We start from the raw sequence: 23,905 nt of genomic DNA, 5'->3' as shown, positions 1-23,905 counted from the left end.
AGTCTGGCGGGGATGCGGTCATTGCTTCCTCTGCTGTTCCTCGCCGCTCCGGCGCTGGCGACCGAGCGCGCGCCGGTGCCCAAGGCTGCGGCCAAGGTTCAACCGGCGCTCGACGCCTGCCTCGCCAAACCCGACCCCGCAGACCGCTGCGTCGATCTGCAACTCGCTCGCGCCCGTGCGCTGCTGGCCAGCGATCCAGAGGCGGCGTTGAAGCTGGCCCAGGCCGCCAATGCCGCCCTGGATGAGGCCAGCGAGATCGTCGATAACCGGATCGGCCGGGTAAAATATCGCCGCGTCGGTCCCCCGGTCACCCCCGCCGAGGCTGAGGGAGCGCGCCGCGATGAAGAAGTGCTGCGCCGCCTGTGGGTCGAAATGGCGCAAGCTAGTGAATTGATCGGCGACGCAGCGCTGGCTGCGGGCAAGCTCTATCGCGAAATGACGGGTGCCTATGGGCGCACTGTCGCGATCCTCGAACAGCGCGGACGGGGTGACGCCGATCTACGGCAACGGCTCCGCGCCAAGGGCAAGCGCGCCGCGGTCTTCACCGACTCCCCCTCCCCCGACGAAGGCGAAGCCCCCGCACGTGAGGCCTTTGACGAGGCGCTCAAGACGTTCGGCCCCGCCGACCCGCTGACCTTGTCGCTCGCGCTGGTCCGCGCCGACTCGCTCGCGCAGCTCGGCCGGTTTGGGGAGGCAGAGCCGATCTATCGCGACACCCGCACCCGACTTACCGATGCCGCCGCGCGGTTCGACGTCGACGCGCGCTATTTGCGCCTGCTGGTCCGGCTCGACCGGCGTCAGGAGGCAGAAGCGCTAGGGCGCGCCCTGATTACGCAACTCGCCGCCACCCGCGCCGATCCATTGCGCGCCGCGCGCATCTATCTGGATCTCGCCACGGTGGTTACGCCCGAAGAGGGATTGCCGTTCGCGCGCAATGCGCTCGCGCTGCGGCTGGAGCGTCTCGGGGAGAAACATGTCGACACCGCACGCGCCCAGTTGGCGGTCGCCGGACTTCTCGAAGCGTTCGACAAACATGCCGAGGCCGAGCCGTTGCGCCGCGCCGGCGTCTGGACGTTACAGGGCAAGCTGTTCATGCAGCACCCCGAAACTGCGACCGCCTGGCTGCGCTATGGCGAAAATCTGTTGACTCAGGACAAGATCAAGGAGGCGGTTTCCGCGCTGCGTTCTGCCGAATTTTCGGTGCGCGATTCCGTCGGCATAGCCCATCCGCAATATGGCCGTGTGCTGCTGTTCACCGGGATAGCAGAGCTTCGGCAAGGCAATGTGGGGGGCGTTGCGACGATCGAAAGGGCGCTGCCGATCATCCGCGCCGGTCTTGCCCGCACCCATATCGACCGGCTCCACGCGGAGTTCAGCTATGGCATGCTCAAGCTGATCATGGGCGACCCTGCAACCGCGCGCACCCAGTTCCGCGTGGTCGGACAGGCGGGGCTTGATCGCGCTGCGGAGTGGCGCGACTTCGGGGCGGCGGCGCAGCAGGAAATCCGCCGTTTTCGGGAAGTCTATGCGTATCAGGTCCGCGCCGCGTGGCAGCTGGCGGGTCAGAAACCCTAGAACCGCGTCTCGTCATAGATGCGGGTCACGTCGCCCTGCCACTCGCCGTGATAGCGCTCTAGCAGCGCCTGCGCCGGCACCTTGCCGCTGCGGACAATCTCGCGCAGCGGGTCGAGGAAGCCGTTCTCGCTGTCCCCGGCCGAGTTGAGCCGCGCGCGTGCGGTCAGCCCCGCCCCGGCGATGTCGATCACCTGCCCCGCGATGTCGCGCAGCTTGCCGCCACCCGGCAGCGGCGCATCGAGGCCCAGCCGCGGCACGCTGTCGCGCAGCGCCTGACGCCCGACCATGTCCCAGTCCTTGACCAGGTCCCATGCCGCATCCAACGCGCCCTGATCATAGAGCAACCCGACCCAGAGCGCGGGCAGCGCACAGATGCGCCCCCACGGCCCGCCATCGGCGCCGCGCATTTCGAGGAAGGTCTTCAACCGCACTTCGGGGAAGGCGGTCGACAGGTGATCGGCCCAATCGTCCATCGTCGGCTTCTCGCCCGGCAGCACCGACAATTCGCCCTTGAGGAAGTCGCGGAAGCTCAACCCCGCCGCGTCGATATAGCGGTCGTCGCGGTAGACGAAGTACATCGGCACATCGAGCGCATAGTCGGCGTAGCGCTCGTATCCGAACCCGTTCTCGAACACGAACGGCAGCATCCCGGTGCGGTGCGGATCGGTGTCCGACCAGATGTGCGAGCGGTAGGAGAGCATCCCGTTCGGCTTGCCCTCCGTGAACGGCGAATTGGCGAACAACGCGGTCGCCAGCGGCTGCAGCGCAAGGCCGACGCGGAATTTCTGCGCCATGTCCGCTTCGCTCGCATAGTCGAGGTTCACCTGGATCGTGCAGGTGCGCAACATCATGTCGAGGCCCAGGCTGCCGACGCGCGGCATATGGTTGAGCATGATGCCGTACCGCCCCTTGGGCATGATCGGCAGCTCGGCGCGGGTCTTGTCCGGCCACATGCCAAGGCCAAGGAAGCCGATGCCCAGCTTCTCACCCACCGCCTTCACCTGTTGCAGGTGGCGGCCCGTCTCGGCGCAGGTCTCGTGCAGATTCTCGAGCGGCGCGCCGGAGAGTTCGAGCTGCCCGGCGGGCTCGAGGCTGACCGTCCCGTCGGGACCGGACAGCGCAATGACCTTGCCGCCCTCCTCTACCGGCGACCAGCCAAACTGGGTCAGCTCGGCGAGCAGGTCGCGGATACCGCCCGGCTCGTCATAGGACGGCGCATGATTGTCACCGACCGCATAGACGAACTTCTCATGCTCGGTGCCGATGCGCCAGCGCTCCGCCGGCTTCTCGCCCCTGGCGAAATAGTCGAGGAGCATCTGACGGCTCTCGATGACAGGCGCGTTGCTGTTTGAAACCGTCTTTGTGCTCATGGCGCGCATTTAGGGATGCGAAACGATCCGCGAAAGGGGGGATGAAATACCCAAATCGGGATGGGAAATGCGGGGGTTGGGTCGTGTGCTGTCCGGCGCTTCGTGCCTTGGCGGCGTTAGTCTGGCCCCCGCCCCTCTTAGCGGCTGCTCACGAACGGCAGCTATTGGGAGAAGGCGCGATGGCGCTAAGAGTCCGCAAATGGGTGGGAAGCTGCCGCTCCGGCAATGTCGCTGCTCCGACGACTAAGCGCCCCTAACGGCCGCCATTCCCCGAATCTGCGTGAAGCTCGGAAGCGACCATTCGTTGAGCTTGCGCAAATGAGCGTGTCGGCGCGACCTTTCTCGCGATTGACAATCCACCATCGCGGCGTGCGATCAGCGTGTCAGCGCTGCCGCCCGACACGTGAAGCGCGCGCTGTATTTCGCCTGTGGCTCGAGACCGACAGAAGCCCGGCGTTCGTCAAGTCGGCCAGGATCCTCAATCGGTCGCGGCTCCCATATTCCCGATGTCGTACAACGACCTTGGGTACCGTAGCGCTGTGGGCGCGCCGAATTCACGGCAACCCGATCATAAAGATATGCATAGTTGGTTGGGCTAGTGTCTTTTCGATCAACCAAAGACGCAAGCACGCGCAGAACATCATTCTGGAAAGCCGGGTCGCGGTCAGCATGTTGTACCAGCAACCAAGCGGCCGTATCCGCGTCTTCTCCGTACTTGCCGATCGTGAACCACCCGCTGCGCTCTATCTGAGCCTTCAACCATTTGGTATTTGCCTCGTCGAGATCGCAGCCGTCCGAGGCGATGATGTAATATGCGTAGTCGCGCGCCTGGTCTGAAAGATCCGCCGCCCAACTGAAACGTTGGAGTGCAGCGGTGAAATGCGTGCGCGTGAACTGGTCCTCGGCAACTCGCATGTAGAGTTCAGCGAGTTCGCTTGAAGCCGCACTGGCCGCCATAGCCGCAAACCGGCTTGCTTCCTGATAAGGTGCCTCCACCGGCTTTCCGGCCAACGCATTGCGCCGCAACTCGTCCACCTTGCGAATTGCCGCGCGCGCAGCGCTCCGATGGTCTGTTTGCTCTACTGACGAAACCGCAACGCTGGCGAGGCGTGCCGACGCTTCGGCCTCCACCTTTTCTGGCGCTCCGCATCCAAACGCGAGCGAACGGCCTGACACTTGAGTTGATGCATTTCCGATCGTAGCCGACAGGAGCGCTACCGATGCCAGGATATATCTCGTTCTCCGCATCGCCGTCTTTCGTAACGTCCTCAGCTGACTCGATGCGTCGCACCGGAGAGATGAACGAATTCAGAACGCTTGGCTTCGAGGTTCGCTCACAACGCAACGTCGGCAATGGGGTCGGAAGCCGACAGACGGTTTTCGGCGACAGACTGCCCCAATCCGACTGTGCGATACGGATCGCGGGCCACCGCGGCACCCGCTTAAACAGTCACCAATCCCCCACCGCGCCCATCCACAAACTCACCGCCGCCGCCGCCGCAGTCTCCGCGCGCAAAATCCGCGGGCCGAGCGAAATCCCCACCGCTCCCGGCACCGCCCGGATCGCGTCGCGCTCCTCTGCGTCGAAGCCGCCCTCAGGCCCGATCAGGATCGCCGCCGGGCCGGGATGCGCCTTCATCGCCTCCAGCGCGGGCAATCCACCGGTCTCGTCGGCAAAGAACAGCGCCCGCCCCGCCGGCCAGTCGCGCAGCATCGCCGCCAGCTTCACCGGCTCGACCAGTTCGGGCAGCGCGGTGCGCCCGCATTGCTCCGCCGCCTCGATCATATGCGCGCGCAGCCGGTCGAGGTTCAGCTTGTCCACCACCGCGCGCCGCGTCAGCACCGGCGCGACCCGCGCGACGCCCAGCTCGCACGCCTTTTCGACCACCCAGTCGATCCGCCCCTTCTTGATCGGCGCGGCACATAGCCACAGGTCCGGCACCGCCTCGCGCTCCCGCAGCTTCTCGCGCACCTCCAGCACCACGTCGCGCTTGCGCACCTCGCTCGCCACGCCCAGCCATTCGCCGGTCGCGTCGTCGAACAGCTTGACCGGATCGCCGACCTTCAACCGCATCACGCTGGCGAGATAATGGCCCTGCTGGCCGTCGATGCGGCGCTGCTCGCCCTGCGTCAGCGCGGGTTCGACGAACAGGCGCGGGGTCGATTGCGGCGGCCATGCGGGGGTAGCGATCATGGCCGAGCCATATCGCGACCCAAATGCTTCGTCACCCGGCGTCTTTTCGCTGTCCTACAAGCAATCCGATGTGGCAGCAGAGGGTATGAGCGAAACGGCCCCAGCCCCCTGCCTGACACTGCGCCTGACACCGCGCATGACACACCGCTTTTTTGTCAGCTTTGTTGTCAGTTTCGCGCATGACTGACCCGGCACAGACCGTCCCCGACACCGAGCATCGCGGCCTGATGGCGCTGCTGCCCGCCGCTGCGCGTCCCTATGCCCTGCTCGCCCGGTTCGACCGGCCGATCGGCTGGTGGCTGCTGTTCTGGCCTGGCGCCTGGGCGATCGCGTTGTCCGGCGGCGCGGTCGAGCGCTGGGACCTGATCCTCTGGTTCCTGCTCGGCAGCATCGCGATGCGCGGCGCGGGTTGCGTCTATAACGACATCGTCGACCGCGACCTCGACCGTCAGGTGGCCCGCACCCGCAGCCGTCCATTGGCGAGCGGCGCGGTCAGCCTCAAGGCCGCGTGGGTCTGGCTGGTCTCGCTCTGCCTGATCGGCCTCGTCGTGCTGGTCCAGCTCAACCCGTTCGCCGCGGTCATCGCGCTCGCCAGCCTCGCGCTGGTCGCTGCCTATCCCTTCATGAAGCGGATCACCTGGTGGCCGCAGGCGTGGCTGGGTCTCGTCTTTTCCTGGGCGGCATTGGTCGGCTGGGCAGCGGTCGCGCGCGAACTCCCCCTGCCCGGCCTGCTGCTCTATGCCGGGTGCATCGTGTGGGTGATCGGCTACGACACCATCTACGCGCTACAGGATGTCGAGGATGATGCGCTGGTCGGCGTCCGTTCCTCCGCCCGTCGTCTGGGCAGCCGGGTGCGTACCGGCGTCGCCATCTTCTACACCCTTGCCCTAGCCCTCTGGTCCGCCGCGCTGTGGCAGGTCCGCCCCGACCCGCTGGTCCTGCTCGCGCTCGCCCCCATGGCGATGCACCTTGTCTGGCAGGTTGTGACGCTCGTTCCGGCCGATGGCGCAAATGCGCTCCACCGCTTCCGCTCGAACCGCAATGCTGGCTTACTGATGTTTGCCGCCTGCTTCGTCGTCGGGACGACCGCCTTTTGACCTTCGCCCCCTGCCTCCCTAGATCGCAGCGATGCTGACCCCCGACCAAGCCCGTGACCGAGTCCAGGATGCCATCGCCCGCGCGGTAAAGGCAGGTGCCGATGCCGCCGATGCGATGCTCTCCGCCGGGGAGTCGTTGTCGGTGTCGGTCCGGCTCGACGCGCTCGAGGATGTCGAGCGCGCCGAGCACGAAGAGCTCGGGCTGCGCGTCTTCTGCGGCCAGCGGTCGGCGAGCATTTCGACCACCGACCTCACGCCCGCCGCGCTCGACACGCTCGCCGAACGCGCGGTAGCAATGGCACGGGAGGCGCCCGAGGACGAATGGGCCGGCCTCGCCCCTGCCGAACGGCTGTTGCGCGGCAATGTCCCCGATCTCGACCTCGACGACGGCGCGCTGGGCGACCCCGCCGCGCTCAAGGAGAACGCACTCATCGCCGAGCGCGCCGCCCGCGCCGTCGAAGGCGTGACCAATAGCGAGGGCGCTGGAGCCAGCGCCAGCCGCAGCATCTGGGCGCTCGCCACCAGCCACGGCTTTGCCGGAGCTTATGCGACATCGAGCCACAGCATCTCTGCCAGCGTGCTGGCGGGCGACGCCGGCGCAATGGAACGCGATTACGACCATCACAGCGCGCGCCACGCCCGCCATCTCGAGGCCGCCGAAGCGATCGGTCGCCGCGCCGGCGAGCGCGCCGTGGCCCGCGTCGGTGCCGGTCGCGTCCGCGGCGGAACCATGCCGATCGTCATCGACCCGCGCATCGGATCGAGCCTGCTCGGCCACCTGAGCGGCGCGATTTCGGGCAGCGCGATCACGCGCAAGACAAGCTTCCTGCTCGAAGCGATGGGCACGCGCATCTTCGCGCCGGGCATCGACATCATCGACGATCCCCACCGCCCCCACGGCCTCCGCTCGCGCCCGTTCGATGGCGAAGGCCTGCCGGTGTCGCCGGTGACGTTCGTCGCCGACGGGATGCTCGAAAGCTGGATGCTCGACAGCGCGGCGGCGCGTCAGCTCGGCCTTGAAGCCACCGGTCACGCCGTGCGCGGCGTTGGCGGCGCACCCAGCGTCGGTCCCAGCAATCTCTACATGGCCAATGGCAAGATCCCGGTCGCGTCGCTGATCGCCGACATCGGCTATGGCGTCTATGTCACCGAACTGATCGGTCAGGGGATCAACCTCGTCACCGGCGATTACAGCCGCGGCGCGGCAGGCTATCTGATCGAGGATGGGGTCGTCACCACCCCGGTCAGCGAATTTACTGTCGCGGGCACGCTGCAAGCCATGTTCCGCAACCTGGTCCCCGCCAACGACCTGAATTTCCGCTATGGCATCAACGTGCCCACACTGCGGATCGACGGCATGACGGTGGCGAGTGGCTGACGCGCTCGCCGAGGCAGTCAGCGCCATCGCCGCCGAGGCGGGTCGGCTGGCGCTCGGCCGCTATGGCTCGGACGTCGAGAAATGGGAAAAATCGCCCAATAACTTCGTGTGTGAGGTCGATCTGGCGGTCGACGAGCTGCTCCGTGCCCGATTGAGCGCGCTACTCCCCGATGCCGGCTGGCTGTCGGAGGAAACCGCCGACGACTTGGCGCGCCTGTCCTGCCGCCGCGTCTGGGTGGTCGATCCGATCGACGGCACCCGCGATTTCCTGCGCCAACGCCCCGGCTGGGCAGTATCGGTCGCCTTGGTCGAGGATGGCCAGCCGGTGATCGGCGTCCTCGACGCTCCGGTGCGCGGCGAACATTGGCTGGCGGTGAAGGGTCAGGGCGCGACGCTGGACGGGTCGCGGATCGCCGTGTCCGACCGTACCGAGTTGGCCGGTGCGCGCGTCCCTGCCGATGACCTGCCGAAGGTCGACCGGCATCTGGTGATGGTGGACAAGCCCAATTCGATCGCGCTGCGCATGGCGATGGTCGCCGCAGGTCAGGCCGACCTGCTCGCCACCTTCCGCTGGGGCGCCGATTGGGACATCGCCGCCGCCGTGCTGCTCGCGCGCGAGGCCGGGGCGAAGGTCACCGACGCGCTCGGCAAGAAAATCCGTTTCAACACCCCACGCGGCGAAAGCTTCGGGCTGCTCGCCACCACCCCCGGAATCCACGAAGCCGCCGCCGATCACCTCCGCCCGCGCGCGGTGGAAGCGTTGGGTAAACCTATCCGCTGACCTCGTCATCCCCGCGATAGCGGACCTGCAAATACCGCCCCCGCGTCGCCAGCGCGTCGAGATCTCCCTGCGCCAGCTGCGCCGACATCTGCGAAATCTCCTGGTCGATCAGCGCGAGGCCGTCGACCAGCTGCTTGTCCGGCGACTGGCCGAACCGGTCGACCGTGCGCAGACTTTCGGGGACACGCTGATAGCCCTTGATGAGCTCGGGCAATTGCTCGCCGACCAGCTTGCGCACTTCCGCCGCCGCCGGCTCCGCCTCGTTCAGCGTCTTGAGCTGCCCCGCCAGCACGTCGAGCTTCATCCCGATCGTGTCGACCAGCGGCATCGCCGCCCCGGGCAGCGTCGGACGCTGGCGGTCGAGCCATTCCTCGGTCTGGAGCGGCAGCGTCGCGAGCGGCACCTCGCCGAACTTCTCGGGCGTCACCTCCCGGCTGGTCGGCGCGATACCGAAAAACAGCGTCACGCCGATCAGCGCCGCCATCACCAGTAATGCGCCGCCCATGCCCAGCGGAATGAACCAGCCCAGCACCATCGCGCCGACCAGGATCGCCCCCGCTGCAGCTGCAATTCGGCCGACGCGGCCGAGAATCTCGGCGTCGCGGCGTTTCTTGGCGCGGCTGTTCAGCGTCGTATAGCGTTCGCGCGAGCGGTTGAGGACTTCGCTCGCGCGGTCGATCTGGCGGTCGATCTCGGTCGGCATGACGGGTACTTACAGAGCCTCCAGCTTGAACGTCTCGGTGCTGCCCGACACCTGATTCTGTGCGGCACCCTCGGCCCGAGCGATGTAGCCCTTGGACTTTTCGACCTCGGTCGACAGCACGTTGACGGTGGTCTTCATATTGTCCAGCGCCTTGACCTTGAACGTGTCGATCGCGTCCATCGTGTCATAGATATTCTGGAACGCGCGCTGCAGCGTTTCGATCGGGATCGTCGCCGATGCCGCCTGCTCGTGGATGCGGCCGGTATTGTCCTTGAGCAGCTTGCCGGTCGAATCGATGATGTTCGCCGTGGTGGTGTTGAGCGCGGTGATCTGGTCGAGCACCAGCCGCTGGGCGGTCAGCGCCTGCGCCACGGTCACCGCGGTGCGCAGCGCTCCGACAGTGGTGGTGCTGGCGCGGTCGACGCCTTTCACCAGTTCGACATTGTTCTTCTTGACCAGATCGAGCGCGAGATAGCCCTGCACCGTCACCGCCATCTGGGTCAGCAGATCCTGGGTGCGCTGGCGGGTGTAGAACAGCGCAGTCTCGCGGATCGCCTTGGCCTTGGCCGGATCGCTGTGGTCCAGCTCATTGGCCTTGTCCTCCAGCCGCTGGTCCATCTCCTTCGAGATGTAGATCATCTGTTCGAGCCGACCCATCGCCGCCCAGAGGTTCTGCCGCTCCACGTCGATCGCGGCATTGTCCATCAACAGCTCGTCCTTGCCGGATTGCAGGCTCTTGAGGATTGCGGCGATGTGGCCCTGGCTCGACTTGTAGCTGTCGAAATAATTACGCAGCGAATTGCCGAACGGGATGATGCCGAACAGCTTCTTGCGCTGGGTCAGGTCGCCCTTCTTGCCCGGATCGAGGTCCTCCACCACGCGGCGCAGTTCGGCCAGATCCTTGCCGACCCCAACATCCTTGTCCATCGCGCGTACCGGGCGGTCGAGAAAGCGGTTGGACTGGCCCGCCGCGTCGCGAATCTCCTTCGATCCCATCGCCGTGATCGCGTCGACCCGCTTGCCGAACTCGGGCGAGTTGACGTCCTGCGCGACCAGATCGTCGATAAAGCTCTCGACCCGCGTCACCAGCTCGGACTTCTTGCCCTCGTCGACGGGCACGAGACCCGACATCTTCTCGACCGGACGCTCCTTCAGCGGCTCTGGCGCGGTCAGCACCAGATCGTCGGTCTTTTCGGCAGTCACAGTCTCGGTCGACATCCCATCCCTCCAGCGGTTCTGTCCTAGATGAACGGGAACCGCGTCACCTTCAAGTGTATCGCCAATATAATACACATGGATTAAGGTGCAACCGACTGCGATTGTCAGTGGTTGGGGTGTCGCGGCCTGTTAATATCTGCGCGGTACGGAGGAGTCATGGAACGCAGGCTCAGGATGATGATCGCCGGTTCGATCGCGGTGTGGGTGCCGGTGGCTTCGGCCGCCGATGCGCGCCCGGCGGCGGTCGATATGGGCAAAGTCTATCGCCTGAAGGCCCAGCCCGCGAAGGATGCGCCCCCCGCCATGGAGGATCATGCGCGCCAAAATCCGTCCTGAATTCCTGATCGCGACTTTTCTCACCGCGCTCATCATTCCCGCCTCGGCATCGCAAACCGACGGGTGGCAGCAAAGATATGGCCAGCGCGCCTGCAAGGGGGCCGCACTCGCGCCGCTCCGCGCAGAGCTGGCGCATAAATTCGCCGCGGTCATCGCACTCGGCAACCGTACCGCGACCTGGCAAGCACGCCACGAGCGCACGCTGCGCGAGATCCGCGCCGCATTGAACTACGATGGCAAGCCGATGGACGATGTCGAGCTGGAACAGACGTTCCGCGACGCCATCGCCGACTACGACAAGGCGCTGGCGCAGGCGCAGGGCGTGCGCACGATGATCAAGACGCCATCAGCGCGCAGCCAAACCTGCATGGCGAAATGGCTCGATCAGGGGTGCGGGGTGACCGCCTCGGGCATTCTGTGGCGCAAGGATGGCCACCCGGTGCACTGGCAGATGATGGACGGCGCATCGGGTGAGGATGGCATCGGCGCGGGCATTGTCCTGTGGGCCGAAAGCGGACACGGGACCGCCAAACTGATCGGATGGTCGTTCGACGGCGTCTCCTACGAACCGCCAAGGATGACGCAGGGCGGAATGATCTGGGTTCCCGGTCGAACGATGGGGACGGGCAATGGCAATGCCGACCTGTTGTTCAAATGGGATACGGACAGCAAGAGCTGGCACGACATCGAACTCGACAGCTGGCGCGATGCCTTGTCGACGAAGCTGCCGAAAGGGTTCGGCATCTGGAAGGGCGTCGACTATGATTTCGAGGGGATGGCGGCGACCAGCAAGCTGTGGCGCAATCGTGACGGCAATTGCTGTCCCAGCGGCGGCGAGGCACTGCTCGACTTCGCGATTACCGGACGCAGTCTGGTCCTGAAGAACGTTCGCGCCGACATTGTCGAGAAATGGGCACCGCATAAGCGGGACTGAAGCTCTTCCCGCGCCGCACAATTTCCGCTATGCGCCCGCCCGACCCGCGCTTCCGCGGCATCCAGGAACCGACATGAACCTCCGCAACGTGGCGATCATCGCCCACGTCGACCACGGCAAAACCACGCTCGTCGACCAGCTTTTCCGTCAATCCGGCACCTTCCGCGACAATCAGCGCGTCGAAGAGCGCGCGATGGATTCGAACGACCTGGAAAAGGAACGCGGAATCACGATTCTGGCCAAGCCAACCTCGGTCGACTGGTCGCCCGACGGCACGCCGGAAAACTCCGTCCGGATCAACATCGTCGACACGCCCGGTCACGCCGATTTCGGGGGTGAGGTCGAGCGCATCCTGTCGATGGTCGACGGCGTCGTCCTGCTGGTCGATTCGTCGGAAGGCGCGATGCCGCAGACCAAGTTCGTGACCGGCAAGGCGCTCGCGCTGGGCCTGCGTCCCATCGTCGTGGTCAACAAGGTCGACCGCCCCGACCAGCGCATTCAGGAAGTGCTGGATGAAGTGTTCGACCTGTTCGTCAGCCTCGACGCCAATGACGACCAGCTCGACTTCCCGGTCCTCTACGCATCGGGCCGCAACGGCTATGCCAGCGAAGACCCCGATCGGCGTGAGGGTACGCTCGCCCCGCTGTTCCAGAAGATCGTCGACCATGTACCGCCCCCCGCGCTGGACGTCGATGCGCCGTTCACCTTCCTCGTCACCCTGCTCGACCGCGACAATTTCCTCGGCCGCGTGCTGACCGGTCGCGTCACCAGCGGCAAGCTCAAGGTCAATCAGCCGATCCACGCGCTCGACATGGATGGCAACATCATCGAGACCGGCCGCGCGTCGAAGATCATGACCTTCCGCGGCCTCGACCGCGTGCCGACTGACGAGGCGCAGGCGGGCGACATCATCTCCCTCGCCGGTCTTGCCGTCGCGACGGTGTCGAACACCATCGCCGACACCTCGGTCAGCGTGCCGATCCAGGCGCAGCCGATCGATCCGCCGACGCTGTCGATGCGCTTTGCGGTCAATGATTCGCCGATGGCGGGGCGTGAAGGCAGCAAGGTGACCAGCCGCATGATCCGCGACCGCCTGTTCCGCGAAGCCGAATCGAACGTCGCGATCAAGGTGACCGAAGCCGCCGACAAGGACAGCTTCGAAGTCGCCGGCCGCGGCGAGCTTCAGCTGGGCGTGCTGATCGAAACGATGCGCCGCGAGGGCTTCGAGCTTGGCATTTCCCGCCCGCGCGTGCTGCTTCAGGAAGAAGACGGCCAGAAGATGGAGCCGTATGAGACGGTCATCATCGACGTGGACGAGGAATATTCGGGCACGGTCGTCGACAAGATGAACATCCGCAAGGCCGAGATGACCGACATGCGTCCCTCGGGCGGCGGCAAGTCCCGCATCACCTTCAGCGCGCCCAGCCGCGGCATGATCGGTTACCATGGCGAGTTCCTGTCGGACACGCGCGGCACCGGCATCATGAACCGGCTGTTCGAGAAATACGGCCCGTACAAGGGCACGATCGAAGGCCGCAAGAATGGCGTCCTCATCTCCAATGGCGCGGGCGAGGCCAACGCCTATTCGCTCAACACGCTGGAGGAGCGCGGCATCCTGTTCGTCGGCCACGGCGAAGCGCTGTACGAAGGCATGATCATCGGCGAGAACGCCAAGCCGGACGACCTTGAGGTCAATCCGATGAAGGCGAAGCAGCTGTCCAACGTCCGCTCGTCGGGCAAGGACGACGCGATCCGCCTGACCCCGCCCAAGAAGATGACGCTGGAACAGGCCATCGCCTATATCGATGACGACGAGATGGTCGAGGTGACCCCGAAGACCATCCGCCTGCGCAAGCGCCACCTGGACCCGCACGAGCGCAAGCGCGCGAGCCGCGCCAAGGCGGCGTGAGTGAATTCAGGCCAAGTTGAATGGGAAGGCGCCGGGGGAGACTCCGGTGCCTTTTGTGCGCAGCACCATCGACATCTTCGTCCACCTCAGCCGAACCGGAGGGCGGCGGCACGTCGCCGAAGTCTCGATGGGATCCGGCGCGGGCTTCGCCGCACTCTGAAGGCGGACGGACAGCAGAGTGGTGGCGGCGTTCACCGAGCAGCCGGTTGCTCAGCCCGGCGCGCGGATCGCTCTTGCCGTCCGGACTCGCCCCGGGGGAGTCGGAACCAAGCTGAAAACGCCGGATTTGCTCTTCCGGCCCCGTAACGGGCCGACAGTTTCAGGAGTATGTTCATGCGTTCCCTCAACCCCAAGACCCTTGCCATGACCGCATTGTTGGCGACCGTCGCCCCGGCCGGCCTGTCCGCACAGGAGGTCGCACCGGCGTCCGAGAATGAGGTCACGATCCAGAGCACGGCGTTGCCGCCGTTCGAGCAGCTGTCCGAGGGGCCCGAGGTTAGCGGGATGATCTCAGCGCGGCAGGGCGACCAGGTTCAGGTCACCACCGCCGATGGCACGCGAACGGTCGTCGCGGTGACCGGAGCGACCGATATCCGGGCAAGTGGCGGCTTTCTGGGCCTCAGCCGCAACAAGCTGGGGGCCGACGCGCTGCTCAACGGTCTGCCGGTTACGATCAAGACGCGGGACTGGAACGGCACATTGGTGGCGAGCCAGATCAAGCTGCAGACCAAAGACCTTAAGACCGCGTCGATGATTCGCAACGGCACCGACCAGCGCTTCGCTGAGCAGACCGCGGCGACCGAGGCGCTGAAGGGCCGCGTGGGCGATATCGACCAGTATAATGTGAAGGGCACGACCAACGTGAACTTCGAGACCGGCAAGGCGGTGCTGAGCGAACAGGCCAAGGCCGAGCTGTGCAGCGCGGCGAGCCAGGCCGGGTCGATGGAGAATGCGCTGTTGCTGGTGGTCGGATATACCGACGCGACCGGGCCGGAGGAGCTCAATCAGGAGCTGAGCGAAAAGCGCGCGGCACGGGTAGTGAACCATCTGCAACAGGCGTGCGGGTGGAAGCCCTATCGCATGCTGACCCCGACCGGCATGGCGGAGGCCGACCCGCTGGCCGACAATAGCACCGAGGAAGGCAAGGCGCAGAACCGCCGTGTGGCGGTGAACATCCTGGTCAGCAAGGCGGTTGACGGGATCTGATGCGATGGTGCCGGGGAAACCCCGGTGCCGTTCTATTGCGCCAGCGGCAACAGGATCAGCGTGATCCGGTCATGGCCGACCGCGATGTCGAGCGTGTCGCCCGCGACGACGTCGATCGGCTGTGGAAAGCTGTGCAGGATCTGAAGCCAGCCGCCGTCGGCATAATGATCGGGGTGGTTGTCGAAGGTAATGCCAGGCCACAGGTCGATGTGCATCCACTGGACGATGCCGATCGCGCGGCCACTCGCGGTGACCGGAATGCTGAGGCGCGCGAGCACACCGTCATGTTTCGCCTGCGTCAGGTCGAGGCGGACCAGTTCATGGTCGTCGGACAGCCGGTCCCAGCCGGTCATCGTGCCATGGATCGGGAGGCGCTGCTGCGCCAGCGCGTTGAAGGGGGACAGATCGAACCCAGAGACATTGCCGACAAAGGCGTAGTCGGCCAGCGTTTCGCTCGCCACCAGACACCCCATGGCGCTCGCCGCGCGCGGGATGATGATCGCGTCCGGGGCGAGCAGGCGGCGGTGCGCGTCCTCGAACGTGTCGAGCACCTTTTCGGTGAGCAGGTCGCTGGAGAGAATTTCGGAGACCAGAATATCGGCGGGCGCGTCGAGGTCGGTACCAACGGCAAGGTCGGTCGAGGGTTTAGCGTGGACGGTGATGCGGTCGGCATAGCCGTTCCGCGCGACGATCTGCTGCGCCATTTCGGCGATCAGCGGCTCCATCTCGCACGCCACCACTTGTTGCGCGCCGGCGCGCGCGGCCATCAGCGACAACAGCCCGCTGCCCGCGCCGATGTCGAGCACGCGCGCCTGGGGCCCCCGCGCGGCAATCGCCGCCTTAATCGCGGCCTCGAACGCATCGTTGCGCGGCGCGTCGTTCATCATCGGGATGTGCCAGAAGGGCACCGACGCCGAGCCGAGCCGACGCAGCTGATGGTGAAGGTGAAGATTGCGGGGCTGGAGCGCCAGCGCGCGGCGAAAGCTCTGGACCGCCTGGAGATTGCGCCCGGCATCGGCAAGCACCACCGCGAGGTTGCCGATCGCGACGGGATTGTCGGGGTCGATCGCACAGGCGCGTTCGAGGCTTGCAATCGCGTCGTCGGTGCGACCGAGCTAGTGGAGCGTCAGCCCGCGCTCATGCAGCGCAACCGCGTGGAACGGGTCGAGCGCGAGCAGATCGTCCCACACCGCCAGCGCCTCTTCGGCGCGCGACAGGCGGCCGAGCAGCCCGGCGAGCAGCGGCAGCACGTCGGTGCGCCGATACCCTTGGGCGAGCACCTGAAGATAGCCTGCCTCCGCACCGGCGAGATTGCCCGCTTCATGCAGCTCCATCGCCGCGGCAAGCGCCGCACGGACGTCGCCCTGCATGTCCGGAGCAGGCAGATCGGTCGCCTCGAAACTGTCCGACTCACCCATCGAACAATCCGTCCTGCGACCCGGCGGGCGGGTTGAGGCCAAGATGCTTCCACCCCGCCGCATTGAGGCAGCGGCCGCGCGCGGTGCGGGCGATCAGGCCGATCTGGATGAGATAGGGCTCGATCACCTCCTCGACCGTATCGCGCGGCTCGGACAGGCCCGCCGCGAGCGTTTCCACCCCGACCGGCCCGCCGCGATAGATGTCGGCGATCATGGTGAGGTAGCGGCGGTCCATCGCGTCGAGGCCGAGCGCGTCGACCTCCAGCCGGTTGAGCGCGGCATCGGCAGCGCGGGCGTGGACCACCGCCTCCCCCGCTACATTGGCGAAGTCGCGCACGCGGCGCAGCAGGCGTCCGGCGATGCGCGGGGTGCCGCGCGACCGGCGCGCAATCTCCGCCGCGCCATCCTCGGCAATCGACAGGTCAAGCAGGTTGGCGGCGCGCGTGACGACGCGCGTCAGTTCCTCGACCGTATAGAATTGCAGGCGCACCGGAATGCCGAAGCGGTCGCGCAGCGGCGTGGTCAACAGCCCCTGTCGCGTGGTCGCGCCGACCAGGGTGAAGCGCGGCAGGTCGATCCGCACGCTGCGCGCCGACGGCCCCTCCCCGATCATCAGGTCGAGCGCGCGGTCCTCCATTGCGGGATAGAGCACCTCCTCGACTGCGGGGGCGAGGCGGTGAATCTCGTCGATGAACAGCACGTCGCCATCCTCGAGATTGGTGAGCAGCGCGGCAAGGTCGCCCGACTTGGCGATCACCGGGCCGGAGGTGGCGCGGAAGCCAACGCCCATCTCCTTGGCGATAATCTGCGCCAATGTGGTTTTGCCGAGGCCCGGCGGGCCGAAGAACAGCACATGATCGAGCGCATCGCCACGCTGCCGGGCGGCATCGATGAACACGCGCAGGTTATCGCGCGCGGCACGCTGGCCGACGAACTCGTCGAGCGACTTGGGCCGCAGCGCGGCGTCGATATCCTCCGGGCGACGCGAAGCGGTGAGGATGCGGTCGTCAGTCATGGCTGCCCTGTTCGCACAATCCGGCGTCATAGTTCCAACGTCCGCCGCGATCGAGGCAGGTATCGATCCGCGCCCATTCGCTGTGGAACAGGAAGTACCATCCTGCAGCGATTCCGACGACGACCGTCAACACGGCAATAGTCAGAGCTTTGCGACGCACACTCATGACTTCCTACCGTCATGCTGAACTTGTTTCAGCATCCACCATGCGGCGGGCGACTGTTCAGCGGTTCCAGCCCCAACCCGACCGCCAGATCCAGCCAGTCCGGGTTTTCGGATTCTATCAAATTGATCTTCCATGGCCGGTGCCAGCGCTTGAGCTGCTTTTCGCGCGCAATTGCCTCCGGCATCGTCGCGAAGAATTCGTATCGGACAAGCATGTGGACGTGGTTGCGCTCGGTGAATCCCGGGATTTCGCCGCTGCGATGCTGAACCAGCCGGGCGATCAGGTCGGAGGTCACGCCGACATAGATTGTGCCGTTCGGCTGGCTGGCCAGGATGTAGACGCAGGGTAGTTTGGGCATGGCTTCGCCCTTCGGAATGGAACCGTGGGGTCGTCGCTCGTGACGCGGTGGATGCTGAAACAAGTTCAGCATGACGGGAGGTGGGGACGGCGGCGCGCGTCACGTCGCCGCCTCCCGCTCAGGACTGTATTGGGGGATGATGCTCGCCACGGACGTTCCTTATCCGTTCGCTTGCGGCAAGCCAATCCCCCTCCCCGTCAGGTCGGTGCAGGACGCGCGGTCGTTGCGGCAAACGCTTCCCCTATCGCGGTGTAGAACCGCTTCGGCTGCGCGCTGGCGTCATAGGGACAGGGACGCAGCGGCTGGCCGTCGGGGCGCGGGGTGCCGAAATTCTGCAGCCAGCTATATTTGTCGTTCATGCCCCAGACGAGCACGTCCTTGAGCTGGGGGTAGCTGAACAACAGGTCGAGCCAGGCGCGGCCGTACACCGCGACATCCTCGTCCCGCTGCGCCACCGTGCCAGTGCGGTTGCGGTCGTTGACGTCGAATTCGGTGATGATCAGCTTGTACCCCAATGCCACGACCGCATCGAGGAAGGATCGCATCGCCGGGATCTGGGCATTGGCGATGTCCTGCGCCGTGCCGCTGGAGTAGAATCCGATATGCGACTGGATCCCCAGCGCATCGACCGGCACGCCGCGCGTGCGAAAGCCCTGAAGCAGCGCCAGCACACCGTTGCGGTGCGTGGTCGAGCCCCAGTCCATATAGTCATTATAGACCAGCTCCGCCGTCGGCAGCTCGGCGCGCGCGGTGCGGAAGGCGAGGTCGAGGATCGAGGTGTCGCCGCCCACCGCATTGTGGAGGATGTTTGTGCGGACATTGCCGGTCGCGGGATCGACCGCCTCGTTGATCACGTCCCAGCTCTTGATCCGGTTGCCGAAATGGCGCGCGGTGTTCTGGACATGCGTGCGCACCAGCCGCTCGGCGGTGGCGCGCGGGTCCGCACCCATCGGATAGCTGCGCAGCCAGGCGGGGAAGCGCTCCTGAATATACCACAGGAAACAATGGCCGCGCATCTCCATGCCCTTTGACTCGGCGTAAGCCAGCATCTGGTCGGCGCGGGTCCAGTCGTACACATTCTCCGCGCTCGACTGATACTCCCACTTCATCTCGTTCTCGGGGACGAGCACCTGGCAGTCGCGTTCGAGCAGTGCGGCATAAGACGGGTTGTTAAACGACCCGGCATCGGCACCGGGCGCGGCCCAGTTGAAGGTGGAGCCGAAGCGCATCCGCTTCGCCGCAGCGGCGGCGGCGAGGGTCGTGGTGGGAGTTGGCGTCGGTGTTGGCGTCGGGCTTGGGGTAACCGGCGGGGCGGGTGTCGGCGTCGGAGACGGGGTGGAAATGGTGCCGGTGCCCGGCCCTCCCCCGCTACATGCCGAAACGCCCAGCGCACCGGCAAGGGCAAGGGTTTCCCGTCGCGTCAGGGACCGCATCCTCTCTCTCCTTCTGGCGGCCCGTTGGGGGCTCGCAGGACCGGACTCGCGCCCGGCGAAAAGATGGTAGCGCTATCAGAATGAAGCGCAACGGGAATCTGGTAGCGCTATCTTTATCCGTCAGCGCGAGTTCACTTCGCCGCCTTGCGCAGCGCCAGCCGTACCAGCGCGTCGAGCGTCGCGCCCGGCCCCAGCTCATCGCTCGCAGCATTCACCGCATTGCTCGCCTCGGCGGGCTTGAAGCCGAGGTTGAGCAGCGCCGACACCGCGTCGTTCGCCGCGCCGCTGGCCGGAGCCGCCGCCCCTGCCCCGCCGCCACCAACCGCCACGCCGCCAGCCTTGTCCTTCAGCTCGTTGACGATGCGCTGCGCCAGTTTCGGGCCAACGCCATTGGCGCGCGCCACCATCGCGGCGTCGGCGCGGGCGATGGCGGTCTGGACCTCTGCGGGCGACAGGATCGAGAGGATCGCGAGAGCGACCTTCGCCCCCACCCCCTGCACCCCGGTGAGCAGGCGGAACCAGTCGCGCTCCTCCGCGCTGGCAAAGCCCATCAGGCGGATCGAATCCTCGGACACCAGCATCTCGGTGTGGACGGTGACGAACTCGCCGACCGCGCCGAGCGCCGCGAGCGTCCTTGCCGACACGCCGACCAGATAGCCGATGCCGTTCACGTCGATCACCGCATGGTCGATGCCGGTGGCGGCGAGATGGCCGTTGAGATGCGCGATCATGGACGGGACATAAGCGGAACGGGTTAGGTGCGCAAAGCGAAAAGGTCAGGGAATCCGGCGCGCCGACGCCAGATGGTGCGCGTGGCAGATCGCGACCGCGAGCGCATCGGCGGCGTCGGGGCCGGCGATCTTTGCACCTGGAAGCAGACGGCCGATCATCGCATGGACCTGAACCTTCTCGGCGGTGCCGGTGCCGACCACGGCCTTCTTGACCAGCCGCGCGGCATATTCGCCGACATCGAGTCCCGCGCGCGCGACGGCGGCGATCGCGACGCCGCGCGCATGGGCGAGCTTGAGCGTCGATTGCGGGTTGGAGTTGACGAACACCTCCTCGACCGCCGCACCATCCGGGGCGTGGTCGGCGATCAGCGCGGCGAGCATCGCGTCGAGATGCGCGAGACGGCGCGCGAGCGGTGCCTTTGCATCGGTCTTGAGCTGGCCATTGGCAATGTGGCTGAGGCGGTTGCCCTCGGCGCGGATCAGCCCCCAGCCGGTCGTACCAAGGCCGGGATCGAGGCCGAGGATCACCTGTGACTGGCTCATTGGTCGCGGTTGTTTCGTGAACGGTAGGTAGGATTATCTATGGCGCGACCTGAACTCATAAACTTCCCCTAAGATAGTCCTGAGGACGGCACCAGCCTTCCCCGGATGTGCGATTCCCCGCGCGACCGGTTTCAGTTTCGGAGCATGAAAGCGGGTTTGCACCGTGTCCAATCTCGATCAGTTTTTTGCCGAACATCGCCGCCTGCGTGAGTGCAACGTGGAGATGGCGACGATTGCCAGGCAGTTCGATTCGCCGGGCGTCGAAGTGCTGAACGATGCGCGCTGGCGCTTTACCCGGACGCTGCTGCGGACGCTGACGCTCAAGGACCGGATGATCTACCCGCGGCTGCGGCTCCACGCCGACCCGGTGGCACGTGAAATCGCCGAACGCTTCGATAAATCGACCGCGGTCGATTATGAGCGGTTCGCGGCGCATACCAAGCGCTTCCCGCCCGATGTGGTGGTGCGCGACTGGCGCGCCTATGCGGTCGCGGTCCGGCTGCGCACCGCCGAGCTGGAAGACCGGATGGACCGCGAGGAGCGCGAGTTGTTCCCGCTGCTCGAGGATGCGCCGCGTATCGCGTCGGTATCGTTTTCACAGGGGACCAACTGGGCCGCCGACGCATGGCGCGTGCGGGCGCTGCTGGGCAAGGATACCGCGGACGACCGGGCGGCTTAGAAATTGATCCTCCCCCGCAAGGGGGGAGGAATGGAACTTCACCCCAGCTTGGCCATCACCGCGTCCGAGACTTCGTAATTGCCCCAGACGGTCTGAACGTCGTCATCGTCGTCGAGCGCGTCGATCAGCTTGAATAGCGTCGCGGCATCGGCTTCGTCGACCTCGACCATGGTCTGCGGCTTCCAGGCGAGCTTGGCCCCCCTCGGCCTCGCCCAGCACCGGCTCCAGCGCCTTGGCGACTTCGTGCAAATCGGCGTTGCTGGTCCAGATTTCGTGGCCGTCCTCGCTCGACGTCACGTCCTCGGCGCCGGCCTCCAGCGCCGCCTCGAACACCTTCTCGGCGTCGCCGACGCTGGCCGGATAGGTGATCAGGCCGACCCGGTCGAAGGCGTGGCTGACCGATCCGGACGCGCCGAGATTGCCGCCATTCTTGGACACCGCAGTGCGGACATTGGTGGCGGTACGGTTGCGGTTGTCGGACAGTGCCTCGATGATCAGGCTGACGCCGCCGGGGCCGAAGCCCTCATAGCGGATTTCCTCGTAATTCTCGCCGTCGCCCTTGCTGGCCTTGTCAATCGCGCGCTGGATATTGTCCTTGGGCATCGACTGCGCCTTGGCCGCATTCACCGCTGCGCGCAGGCGCGGGTTCATGTCGGGATCGGGCAGGCCCATCTTGGCCGCGACGGTGATTTCGCGGCTGAGCTTGCTGAACATGCCCGAGCGCTTCTTATCCTGCGCGCCCTTGCGGTGCATGATATTCTTGAACTTGGAATGGCCTGCCATGGGGTGTCTCTGTGGAAGATTGTGGCGGCGTCTCTAGGCGAGAGGCGCGGGTGGGCGCAATGCCTAGCCGTGCTCCTGCGCAGGCAGGTGCCCAGCGTTTCGAGAGACGCCGCGCGTGGCTCCGGACTCCTGCCTTCGCAGGAGCACTGGTATCTCACGCCCCGCTCAGCGTCACCGCCGTGCCCGAGGCAGAAACCATCAGCATCGAGCCGTTCTGGCCGATCACTTCGTAATCGAAATCGATACCGATCACGCCGTTGGCACCCAGCGCGCGAGCCTCGTCCTGCAGTTCGTCGAGCGCGGTCTTGCGCGCCTCCTTGAGCGGACGCTCATAGCTACCCGATCGACCGCCGACGATGTCGCGGATGCCCGCAAACAGGTCGCGAAAAATGTTGGCGCCAATGATGACCTCGGCGGTCACGATGCCGTGGTAACGCGTGACGCCGTGGCCATCGACGGTGCTGGTCGTCGTCAGAATCATCTTGAGCCTCCGTGCGTTGGAGGCGCAAGCCTACTGCATCCCCAGCGCGGCGCGATAGGTTTCCAGCAGCGCGTCCTGCTCGTCGAGCTGGTGCTTCTCCATCTTCCGCAGGCGGATGATGGTGCGCATGATCTTGGCGTCGAACCCGGTCGCCTTGGCCTCGCCATAGACATCCTTGATGTCGTCGCTGATGCCCTTCTTTTCTTCTTCCAGCCGCTCGATCCGCTCGATCAGAAGGCGCAGCTGCTCGGCCGAAATCGAGTCGCTCATGTCCCGCTCCATATAAGGTGAACGGGGGCGTTTAGCGGCTGTGACCGGGGGTGCAAGGGGGCGGCGAACACGCGCTGTGGATAGCGCCGCCGCCCCGCTTGCGGGCAAAGGTTCAGCGCTTGCCGGACTTGCGGCGCTCCATCGGTCCCTTGGGCATGTGCGACGCGGACAGCGTCTCGGCCTGCGCGGCGGGTACGCCCTCGCGCACCAGCGCTTCGTGGAGCGCACGTTCGGGGGCGACCGCGATGTCGGGCGTGATCCCGACCTGTTCCCAGCCGTCGCCGCCGGGGAAATAGCTGCGGCCAACCGGAATGAACGCCGAATAGCCGCCGCCGAGCGGCGCGGTGCCGCCATAATGGCCCGCCCCTGCGGTAGTCGCGCCGATCAGCGTCGCGCGCTTCGTCCCCTTGAACACCGAAGCGAGATGTTCGGCGGCAGAGGCGGTGCGCGGCGAGGTGAGATAATAGATCTTGGTCTTCGCCCACGGACTTGCCGGGCTGGCCGGGGTAACGCGATGTTCGACCCGCGCCAGCTCCGCCGGCGCATCGACCTTGACCAGCGAGCGGAACGGCAGCGGCCCGCCCTGTTCGGCGAAGGAAGCGCGCGTATCCATCACCATCACCGCCTGGGCCTTGTCGAAGATGCGCGGAAACAGGACGTCCATTTCGTCCAGCCCGCCGCCGCGATGCGTGCGCGCGTCGATGATCAGCGTCTTGGCTCCGGCATGCCGGTCGAGAAAGGCGGTGAAGGCCTTGAGCACGTCCGGCTCGCCGAAAAAGCCGTTGAAGCGGGCATAGGCGATGCCCGGCGCGATCATCCCGGCCTGCTCCATCGCGGGCGGGGGCAGCGGGGCGTTGCCGATCTGCTGCTGGGTCGAGGGCTGGCCGACGCGCTGCGACTGGGGTCCGCCAGGCGCGAACATCGCGAGATGCCCGTCGGGCGCGATCGCCTGAAGATCGGCGGTTACCACTCCAGCGAGGGTATAGCCGTCGGTCAGCCCGTCATAGCCGCCCGCCGCAAGCTTGGTACGCAGCGCCGCGGCGTAGCGCTTGGCGGTGTCGGGGAAGACGAAGTTCTTCTCCAGCTCGTCCGCCAGCGTGGCGATCGCCGCCTTGGCGGCGGCGGCGTCATAGGCGGCGGCGGGCGCGGGTGCGGGTGCCTCGCTTTGCGCCATCGCCAAAGGGGCCATTGCTGCCAGTGTTATCGCCGCGATCACTTCCTTGCGCATCCAGTCTCTCCAAAGCGGGTGTCGCATGGTGTTATACTTGACTAACACGCCTTTTGCAGTCGAACTCAGCGCGCTATGTGCCGAAAATCGTCATTCGGG

General features: G+C 66.0%; 26 protein-coding genes and 2 pseudogenes. 10 read left to right on the top strand and 18 right to left on the bottom strand.

Annotation, left to right across the window (positions count from 1 at the left end):
• Positions 1 to 21 precede the first annotated feature (21 nt).
• The gene (locus LRS08_RS14420) at positions 22 to 1,575 is read left to right on the top strand and encodes a hypothetical protein (RefSeq protein WP_260480868.1); all 1,554 of its coding nucleotides are present in this window, start codon (positions 22 to 24) and stop codon (positions 1,573 to 1,575) included.
• On the opposite strand, the gene LRS08_RS14415 is transcribed toward LRS08_RS14420, so the two are convergent.
• The 3 genes from LRS08_RS14415 to LRS08_RS14405 form a co-directional block, all read right to left on the bottom strand.
• Positions 1,572 to 2,945, bottom strand: a complete 1,374-nt coding sequence (locus tag LRS08_RS14415; protein ID WP_257843022.1) for a glutamate--cysteine ligase — start codon at positions 2,943 to 2,945, stop codon at positions 1,572 to 1,574. The genes LRS08_RS14420 and LRS08_RS14415 overlap by 4 nt on opposite strands.
• A gap of 375 nt (positions 2,946 to 3,320) precedes the next feature.
• Entirely contained in the window at positions 3,321 to 4,076 is a 756-nt protein-coding gene (locus LRS08_RS14410; protein ID WP_260480867.1) for a DUF6624 domain-containing protein, read from the bottom strand.
• A 319-nt stretch (positions 4,077 to 4,395) separates the two neighbouring features.
• Positions 4,396 to 5,139, bottom strand: coding sequence for a 16S rRNA (uracil(1498)-N(3))-methyltransferase (locus LRS08_RS14405; protein WP_257843024.1), 744 nt, complete (start codon positions 5,137 to 5,139; stop codon positions 4,396 to 4,398).
• Between LRS08_RS14405 and LRS08_RS14400 the strand changes: the two genes are divergently transcribed.
• From LRS08_RS14400 to LRS08_RS14385, 4 genes are read left to right on the top strand one after another with little or no spacing between them, the layout of a single operon-like run.
• Positions 5,138 to 5,326: a hypothetical protein gene (locus LRS08_RS14400; RefSeq protein WP_257843025.1), complete on the top strand. Its 189-nt coding sequence runs from the start codon at positions 5,138 to 5,140 to the stop codon at positions 5,324 to 5,326. The genes LRS08_RS14405 and LRS08_RS14400 overlap by 2 nt on opposite strands.
• The gene (ubiA, locus tag LRS08_RS14395) at positions 5,319 to 6,236 is read left to right on the top strand and encodes a 4-hydroxybenzoate octaprenyltransferase (RefSeq protein ID WP_257843026.1); all 918 of its coding nucleotides are present in this window, start codon (positions 5,319 to 5,321) and stop codon (positions 6,234 to 6,236) included. The genes LRS08_RS14400 and ubiA overlap by 8 nt, the downstream gene beginning before the upstream one ends.
• A 31-nt stretch (positions 6,237 to 6,267) precedes the next feature.
• Positions 6,268 to 7,614, top strand: coding sequence for a TldD/PmbA family protein (locus LRS08_RS14390; protein ID WP_257843027.1), 1,347 nt, complete (start codon positions 6,268 to 6,270; stop codon positions 7,612 to 7,614).
• Complete coding sequence (locus LRS08_RS14385) at positions 7,607 to 8,395, top strand: 3'(2'),5'-bisphosphate nucleotidase CysQ (protein ID WP_260480866.1); 789 nt, start codon at positions 7,607 to 7,609, stop codon at positions 8,393 to 8,395. Before LRS08_RS14390 ends, LRS08_RS14385 begins: the two co-directional genes overlap by 8 nt.
• Here LRS08_RS14385 and LRS08_RS14380 read toward each other — a convergent pair.
• Positions 8,385 to 9,098, bottom strand: coding sequence for a hypothetical protein (locus LRS08_RS14380; RefSeq protein WP_257843028.1), 714 nt, complete (start codon positions 9,096 to 9,098; stop codon positions 8,385 to 8,387). The genes LRS08_RS14385 and LRS08_RS14380 overlap by 11 nt on opposite strands.
• Before the next feature lie 9 nt (positions 9,099 to 9,107).
• Complete coding sequence (locus tag LRS08_RS14375; RefSeq protein WP_257843029.1) at positions 9,108 to 10,316, bottom strand: toxic anion resistance protein; 1,209 nt, start codon at positions 10,314 to 10,316, stop codon at positions 9,108 to 9,110.
• A gap of 156 nt (positions 10,317 to 10,472) precedes the next feature.
• Between LRS08_RS14375 and LRS08_RS14370 the strand changes: the two genes are divergently transcribed.
• The 4 genes from LRS08_RS14370 to LRS08_RS14355 all read left to right on the top strand — a co-directional run bounded on the left by LRS08_RS14370 (position 10,473) and on the right by LRS08_RS14355 (position 14,701).
• A complete protein-coding gene (locus tag LRS08_RS14370; RefSeq protein ID WP_257843030.1) occupies positions 10,473 to 10,652 on the top strand; it encodes a hypothetical protein in 180 nt (59 codons plus the stop codon).
• Positions 10,630 to 11,586 carry a hypothetical protein gene (locus tag LRS08_RS14365; RefSeq protein ID WP_257843031.1) on the top strand — a complete coding sequence of 319 codons (957 nt, stop codon included), beginning with the start codon at positions 10,630 to 10,632 and terminating at the stop codon, positions 11,584 to 11,586. The genes LRS08_RS14370 and LRS08_RS14365 overlap by 23 nt, the downstream gene beginning before the upstream one ends.
• A 73-nt stretch (positions 11,587 to 11,659) precedes the next feature.
• Positions 11,660 to 13,495, top strand: a complete 1,836-nt coding sequence (gene typA / locus LRS08_RS14360) for a translational GTPase TypA (protein WP_257843032.1) — start codon at positions 11,660 to 11,662, stop codon at positions 13,493 to 13,495.
• Between the two features lie 327 nt (positions 13,496 to 13,822).
• Positions 13,823 to 14,701: an OmpA family protein gene (locus LRS08_RS14355; protein ID WP_257843033.1), complete on the top strand. Its 879-nt coding sequence runs from the start codon at positions 13,823 to 13,825 to the stop codon at positions 14,699 to 14,701.
• Between the two features lie 32 nt (positions 14,702 to 14,733).
• On the opposite strand, the gene LRS08_RS14350 is transcribed toward LRS08_RS14355, so the two are convergent.
• The 9 genes and pseudogenes from LRS08_RS14350 to ruvC form a co-directional block, all read right to left on the bottom strand.
• Positions 14,734 to 15,585, bottom strand: a complete 852-nt coding sequence (locus LRS08_RS14350) for a 50S ribosomal protein L11 methyltransferase (protein WP_409456300.1) — start codon at positions 15,583 to 15,585, stop codon at positions 14,734 to 14,736.
• A 57-nt stretch (positions 15,586 to 15,642) separates the two neighbouring features.
• Positions 15,643 to 15,801, bottom strand: a pseudogene (locus LRS08_RS20330) (tetratricopeptide repeat protein); the annotation flags it as partial.
• Positions 15,802 to 15,816: 15 nt separating this feature from the next.
• A complete protein-coding gene (locus LRS08_RS14345; protein ID WP_257843036.1) occupies positions 15,817 to 16,119 on the bottom strand; it encodes a hypothetical protein in 303 nt (100 codons plus the stop codon).
• A complete protein-coding gene (gene ruvB / locus LRS08_RS14340) occupies positions 16,112 to 17,134 on the bottom strand; it encodes a Holliday junction branch migration DNA helicase RuvB (RefSeq protein ID WP_257843037.1) in 1,023 nt (340 codons plus the stop codon). The genes LRS08_RS14345 and ruvB overlap by 8 nt, the downstream gene beginning before the upstream one ends.
• Entirely contained in the window at positions 17,127 to 17,267 is a 141-nt protein-coding gene (locus LRS08_RS14335; RefSeq protein WP_260480864.1) for a hypothetical protein, read from the bottom strand. Before LRS08_RS14335 ends, ruvB begins: the two co-directional genes overlap by 8 nt.
• A 61-nt stretch (positions 17,268 to 17,328) precedes the next feature.
• Positions 17,329 to 17,658 (bottom strand): GIY-YIG nuclease family protein, encoded by a 330-nt coding sequence (locus LRS08_RS14330; protein ID WP_257843039.1) that lies wholly within the window; start codon positions 17,656 to 17,658, stop codon positions 17,329 to 17,331.
• Between the two features lie 197 nt (positions 17,659 to 17,855).
• Complete coding sequence (locus tag LRS08_RS14325; protein ID WP_257843040.1) at positions 17,856 to 19,091, bottom strand: endo-1,4-beta-xylanase; 1,236 nt, start codon at positions 19,089 to 19,091, stop codon at positions 17,856 to 17,858.
• Between the two features lie 131 nt (positions 19,092 to 19,222).
• Positions 19,223 to 19,822 (bottom strand): Holliday junction branch migration protein RuvA, encoded by a 600-nt coding sequence (gene ruvA / locus LRS08_RS14320; RefSeq protein WP_257843042.1) that lies wholly within the window; start codon positions 19,820 to 19,822, stop codon positions 19,223 to 19,225.
• A gap of 45 nt (positions 19,823 to 19,867) precedes the next feature.
• On the bottom strand, positions 19,868 to 20,365 hold the full coding sequence (ruvC, locus tag LRS08_RS14315) for a crossover junction endodeoxyribonuclease RuvC (RefSeq protein ID WP_257843047.1): 498 nt from the start codon (positions 20,363 to 20,365) through the stop codon (positions 19,868 to 19,870).
• A 163-nt stretch (positions 20,366 to 20,528) separates the two neighbouring features.
• On the opposite strand from ruvC, the gene LRS08_RS14310 reads away from it, so the two are divergent.
• On the top strand, positions 20,529 to 21,044 hold the full coding sequence (locus LRS08_RS14310) for a hypothetical protein (protein ID WP_257843049.1): 516 nt from the start codon (positions 20,529 to 20,531) through the stop codon (positions 21,042 to 21,044).
• Positions 21,045 to 21,082: 38 nt separating this feature from the next.
• On the opposite strand, the pseudogene LRS08_RS14305 reads toward LRS08_RS14310, so the two are convergent.
• The 4 genes and pseudogenes from LRS08_RS14305 to LRS08_RS14290 form a co-directional block, all read right to left on the bottom strand.
• Positions 21,083 to 21,827, bottom strand: a pseudogene (locus tag LRS08_RS14305) (YebC/PmpR family DNA-binding transcriptional regulator).
• Positions 21,828 to 21,981: 154 nt separating this feature from the next.
• Positions 21,982 to 22,308: a heavy metal-binding domain-containing protein gene (locus LRS08_RS14300; protein ID WP_257843052.1), complete on the bottom strand. Its 327-nt coding sequence runs from the start codon at positions 22,306 to 22,308 to the stop codon at positions 21,982 to 21,984.
• A gap of 30 nt (positions 22,309 to 22,338) precedes the next feature.
• Positions 22,339 to 22,578 carry a DUF2312 domain-containing protein gene (locus tag LRS08_RS14295; RefSeq protein WP_066660091.1) on the bottom strand — a complete coding sequence of 80 codons (240 nt, stop codon included), beginning with the start codon at positions 22,576 to 22,578 and terminating at the stop codon, positions 22,339 to 22,341.
• Positions 22,579 to 22,690: 112 nt separating this feature from the next.
• Positions 22,691 to 23,806: a S41 family peptidase gene (locus LRS08_RS14290; RefSeq protein WP_257843054.1), complete on the bottom strand. Its 1,116-nt coding sequence runs from the start codon at positions 23,804 to 23,806 to the stop codon at positions 22,691 to 22,693.
• Positions 23,807 to 23,905 lie beyond the last annotated feature (99 nt).

It is taken from the genome of Sphingomonas sp. J315 (assembly GCF_024666595.1).
Classification (GTDB): domain Bacteria; phylum Pseudomonadota; class Alphaproteobacteria; order Sphingomonadales; family Sphingomonadaceae; genus Sphingomonas.
The sequence above is the reverse complement of the archived record's forward strand: the minus strand, read 5'-3'. Positions and strand labels throughout refer to the sequence as shown.